Consider the following 4,718-nt stretch of genomic DNA (forward strand, 5'->3'; position numbering starts at 1 on the left):
TGCGCCCGTCCCAGCGGACCTCGTCGCCCACGCGTGGCATGCGCCCGAGCTCGTTGACGACGTACCCGCCGATGGTGTCGAAAGGGCCCTCGGGAAGCTCGCTGCCGAAGACCTTCGCAATTTCCGCGCGGCTCGCCAAACCGTCGATGTCCCGGGAATCCCCGCGCTTGATGGCCACCGGCGTCTCTTGATCGTATTCGTCGCGTATCTCGCCGACGAATTCCTCGACGACGTCCTCGAGCGTGATGATGCCGTCGGTTCCTCCGTATTCGTCCACCACGACGGCGAGGTGGGCGTGCTTGGCGCGCATCTCCTTCAGGGCGTCCATCACCGGCTTGCCGGTCGGAAAGAACAGTATTTCGCGGACAAGGTCGCCAACCGTCCTCACGCTCGACGAAGGATTGATGAGATCCCGGATGTGGATGAAGCCGACGACGTCGTCGTCCGAAGTTCCGTGGCGAACCGGATACCGCGAATGCTCGAGCTCCGAAACCTCCTTTTGGGCCTCCTCGATCGCCGTGTCCGCAGAAAAGAACTCCACCTCTGTGCGCGGAGTCATGATCTGCTCGACGGTCCTGTCGCCCACCGAAAGCATGTCGACGACCATCTCGCGCTCGTCCTCGCCGATCGTGTCCTGACTGGCGACGAAGGCGCGGAGCTCGGCCACGCCCATCGTGTCCTTCTGCTCGCGCGGGTTGCGCCCGAGAAGCCGCAGCACGACGTCGGTGGACAAGCCGAGGAACCAGATCACCGGGCGCAGCAAAAATGTGATGACCGAGAGCGGACGCACGACGACGCGCGCTATCGTCTCGGCCGATTGGAGCGCGATGCGCTTGGGCACGAGCTCGCCGCAGACGATGGACAGGTAGGCGATGGCGACGGTCACGAAAATGAAAGCCAGGGTTTGGGAGGCGGACGCGCCCAGCCCCCATTTCTGGAGCGTCGGCGCAAGAACCGGGGCGATCTCGGAGGCTCCGAAAGACGCCGAGAAGAAGCCGGCGATCGTCACGCCGACCTGGACGGCGGAAAGAAAACAATTCGAATCCGCCGTCAAACGCGCGACGGCTTTGCCCGCCGAACTTTTCTTGGACATCTCGTCGATCTGCGTTTGGCGAAGGGAAACGAGCGCCATCTCCGACGCGGAGAACAAACCGCCGATCAGCGTGAAAAGAAGGACGAAAAGGATGTCTTTGACAAGTGGATCCACACCTCCATTGTCGCCCACCCGCGCCCTCAGCCACACCGAGGCACGGCAAATGAGTAAGCAATCACCGTCAGGCCGCGTTTATCGGCAGAGCATGTGTCGGCAGGGTGCGTTCGCTGGGAGGCTGCTTCTGCCGACCCTTGTGTGGGGCGACGAGTCGGCGACGGCGTCGGAAGAGGCCGTCAGGAGTGTTTTCATCGACCAGGTGAGGTTCATCGGCGCCGGCGTCATTGCGATCGCGTCTGTGTGGACGCTCATCAAGATCCTCAAACCGATCGCCGTCGGCATCCGCGAAGCCGCGATCGCCGCCGGGAAGCGCCATGCCGGCAAGAAAGTGGATCTGACCGAGCGCGACATTCCGATCCAGATCGTCGGCGCCACGATCGCGCTTCTCATGCTTCCCATCGGATTCCTCCTGGCGGACTTCGTCAACGGGACCGCCATCCACAATTCGACGCACCTCATGGTCGTCTCGGTGGCGTTCATCCTCCTCATCGGACTCGTCGTCGCCGCCGTCTGCGGCTACATGGCCGGGCTCATCGGGTCGTCGAACTCGCCGATCTCGGGTGTGGGAATTCTCGTCGTGCTCGTGGGCGCCCTCGCCATCAAGCTTGCCTACGGCCCCGCCGACGGATCGGAGACGAAGGCGCTCATCGCTTTCACGCTCTTCACGGCGGCCGTCGTCTTCGGCATCTCCACGATTTCCAACGACAACCTCCAAGACCTCAAAACCGGCCAGCTCGTCGGTGCCACGCCGTGGAAACAGCAGGTCGCACTCGTCATTGGAGTGCTCTTCGGATCGGTTGTCATCGCCCCCGTGCTGGGCCTGCTTCAAAGCACATTCGGCTTCGCGGGCACGCCGGGCGCCAAAGACAACGCCCTCAACGCGCCGCAGGCATCGATCATCTCCAAGCTGGCCAAGGGAATCTTCGACAATTCCCTCGACTGGACGTACATCGGCTGGGGCGCATTCATCGGAATCGTGGTCATCGTCGTCGACGAAACGCTCAAGCGCGGGACAGCCGGCAGGCTCAAGCTTCCGCCCCTCGCGGTGGGGATGGGCATGTACCTCATGCCCACGACGACGTTGACCATCGCGCTCGGCGCCGTGCTCGGCACGCTGTACGACAGGTGGGCCGAACGCTCCGGCGGCGACGTCGACGGCAAAAAGCGCATGGGAGTGCTCATGAGCACCGGGCTGATCGTCGGCGAATCCCTTTTCGGCGTGATCTACGCGGGAATCGTCGGCTGGTCGGGCGACGACGCTCCCCTTGCCGTCGTCGGCGAAGGGTTCGCGACGCCAGCGAAGTTCATAGGGACAGCGCTGTTCGCTGCCGCGGCCACGCTGCTGTACAAGCACGCGCGCGTGCAGGCCGAGAAGTGATTTCTGGCCGTCTAGCCTGCGCCTGAGCACGGGGCCCGCCAGGCGGCGCGGCCCCGTGTTTTACAGTGAGGCTCAGCGCCGGGCTTCTTGCATCCGCTCTGACGGCCCGGACTTAGAGGATCTCTTCTTCACCTCGTATGCGGCAAAAAGGATGAAAAGCCATATCGGCATGACGGCGACGGATGTTCGATAATCGGGGTTGAAAGCCATGAGGATGAAAACGCCCACGAGGCTGACGAGGGCGACGGCGTTCGAGGCCAGGCCGCCGGGAAGCTTGAACGCCAGGTCGGCGAGGCCCGAGCCGATCCTCTTTCGGAATGCCCTGTGGGTGAGCAGGATCATGACCCACGAAATGATCGAGGCGCCGAGGGCCATCGCCATGAGAATCGAGAAGGCCGTATCCGGCAGGAAGTAGATGACGGCGACGGCGACGGCCGTCACCATCGACGAAAACAGAACCCCCGCGTAGGGGATCCCGCGGCGGGACAGACGCATAAAGGCCTTCGGGGCGTTGCCCTGGCGGGCGAGCGAATAGAGCATGCGACCGTTGGAGTAGAGCCCCGAATTGTAGACGGAGAGGGCGGCAGTCAGGACGACGAAGTTGAGAACGTGCGCGGCGGCCTTGATGCCCACGGAATCGAAGATCTGGACGAAGGGGCTGAGCTTGCCGTCGATCGCATTCCACGGCACAACGGCCATGATGACGAACAGCGCGCCGATGTAGAAGATGAGGATGCGGTAGACGACCTGATTGATCGCCTTGGGAATGGACCGTTGGGGATCGTCGGCCTCGCCCGCGGTTATCCCGATGAGCTCGATGCCCCCGAAGGAGAACATCACGAAAACCAGGGAGACGAGGAAGCCGTTGAGCTCTCCGGGGAAAAAGCCCCCGCGATCGAAAAGGTGGGAGAAGGAGGGGTCGGGCAGATGCGGATTGGAGTTCACGCCCGCTGCAATCACGTAAAGGCCCAGAACGATCATCCCGACGACCGCCGCCACCTTGATCGCGGAAAACCAGAACTCGAACTCGCCAAAGGCCCTTACCCCGACGAGGTTGACCATGGTGATGACAAGCAACACGACGGCCGCCGACGCCCACGCAGGAACCGACGGAAACCAGTACTGAATGTACTGGCCGACCACCGTCAGTTCGGCCATCGCCACAGCGATGTAGTTAAACCAGTAATTCCAACCGGCCACAAACCCCGCCCGGGGGCTCCAATAGTCATTGGCGTAACGGCTGAAGGAGCCCGAACTCGGCCGATGGACCGACATCTCCCCCATCGCGCGCACCACAAAGAAAATGACGATCCCACCCAGGGCGTAAGCCAGAAGAATCGACGGGCCGGCCAGCTTGATCCCCTCCGCCGAACCGTAAAACAACCCCGTCCCAATCGCCCCTCCGAAGGCGATCATCTGGATGTGCCGGGTGGTCAGGCCCTTGCGGAGGCCTTCGGGGTCTTTCCGGGCGACGACGTCGTCGAATGCGTCCTCGCATCGGGCGCCGGGCGATTTGGCCGCTCGTCGGAGCAGTCCGCCCTTCCCGGAACTCGCGCCGTTGTGACCGTTCATCGATTCCTCACATCTTTGGATGCGCCGACTCACCGGCGCCGTCGGAGGGGATTCGCCCACGGCCGAGCTTGACCGTCCGCCGTCCGACCTCGTAGGCGACGAATAGAATGGCGAGCCAGATCGGGAGGACGATGACCGCCGTTCGATAGTCAGCGCTGAAGGCCATAAGCGCGAGGAGCCCTCCCAGCGCGGCGAGAACGACCGAGTTCGTCGTTTTGCCTCCCGGGAGCTTGAATGAAAGCTCCGCCTCGCCTTGGGGCCCGATGACCCTCCTGAACTTCCTCTGAGTGATCAAAATGATGGCCCAGGATATGATCCCCGATGCCAACGCCGTCGAGATGACGATCTTGAAAGCGGTATCCGGCAGGAAATAGACAATTGCCACCGCCGTCGCCGTCACGAGCGAGGAGAACAGCACGCCGACAAAGGGGATTCCGCGTTGGGAGAGCATGGTGAACGCCTTCGGGGCGTTGCCCTGGCGGGCGAGCGAATAGAGCATGCGGCCGTTGGAGTAGAGCCCCGAATTGTAGACGGAGAGGGCGGCAGTCAGGACGACGA

The 4,718-nt window shown here is 62.9% G+C and carries 3 protein-coding genes and 1 pseudogene; 1 reads left to right on the forward strand and 3 read right to left on the reverse strand.

The genetic code is table 11. The annotated features are described in order from the left end of the window. Positions 1 to 1,207 (reverse strand): hemolysin family protein (locus tag ACO48X_RS10435; RefSeq protein WP_485002024.1); only part of this gene is annotated, 1,207 nt, incomplete at its 3' end. Between the two features lie 91 nt (positions 1,208 to 1,298). Here ACO48X_RS10435 and ACO48X_RS10440 point away from each other — a divergent pair. Continuing rightward, the gene (locus tag ACO48X_RS10440) at positions 1,299 to 2,588 is read left to right on the forward strand and encodes an OPT family oligopeptide transporter (RefSeq protein WP_485002025.1); all 1,290 of its coding nucleotides are present in this window, start codon (positions 1,299 to 1,301) and stop codon (positions 2,586 to 2,588) included. A gap of 72 nt (positions 2,589 to 2,660) precedes the next feature. Here ACO48X_RS10440 and ACO48X_RS10445 read toward each other — a convergent pair whose 3' ends face one another. Both ACO48X_RS10445 and ACO48X_RS10450 read right to left on the reverse strand, forming a co-directional pair. Next, entirely contained in the window at positions 2,661 to 4,160 is a 1,500-nt protein-coding gene (locus ACO48X_RS10445) for an amino acid permease (protein WP_485002026.1), read from the reverse strand. 7 nt (positions 4,161 to 4,167) lie between these two features. After that, positions 4,168 to 4,718: pseudogene (locus tag ACO48X_RS10450) on the reverse strand (aromatic amino acid transporter AroP); the annotation flags it as partial.

It is taken from the genome of Peptidiphaga sp., assembly GCF_057238965.1.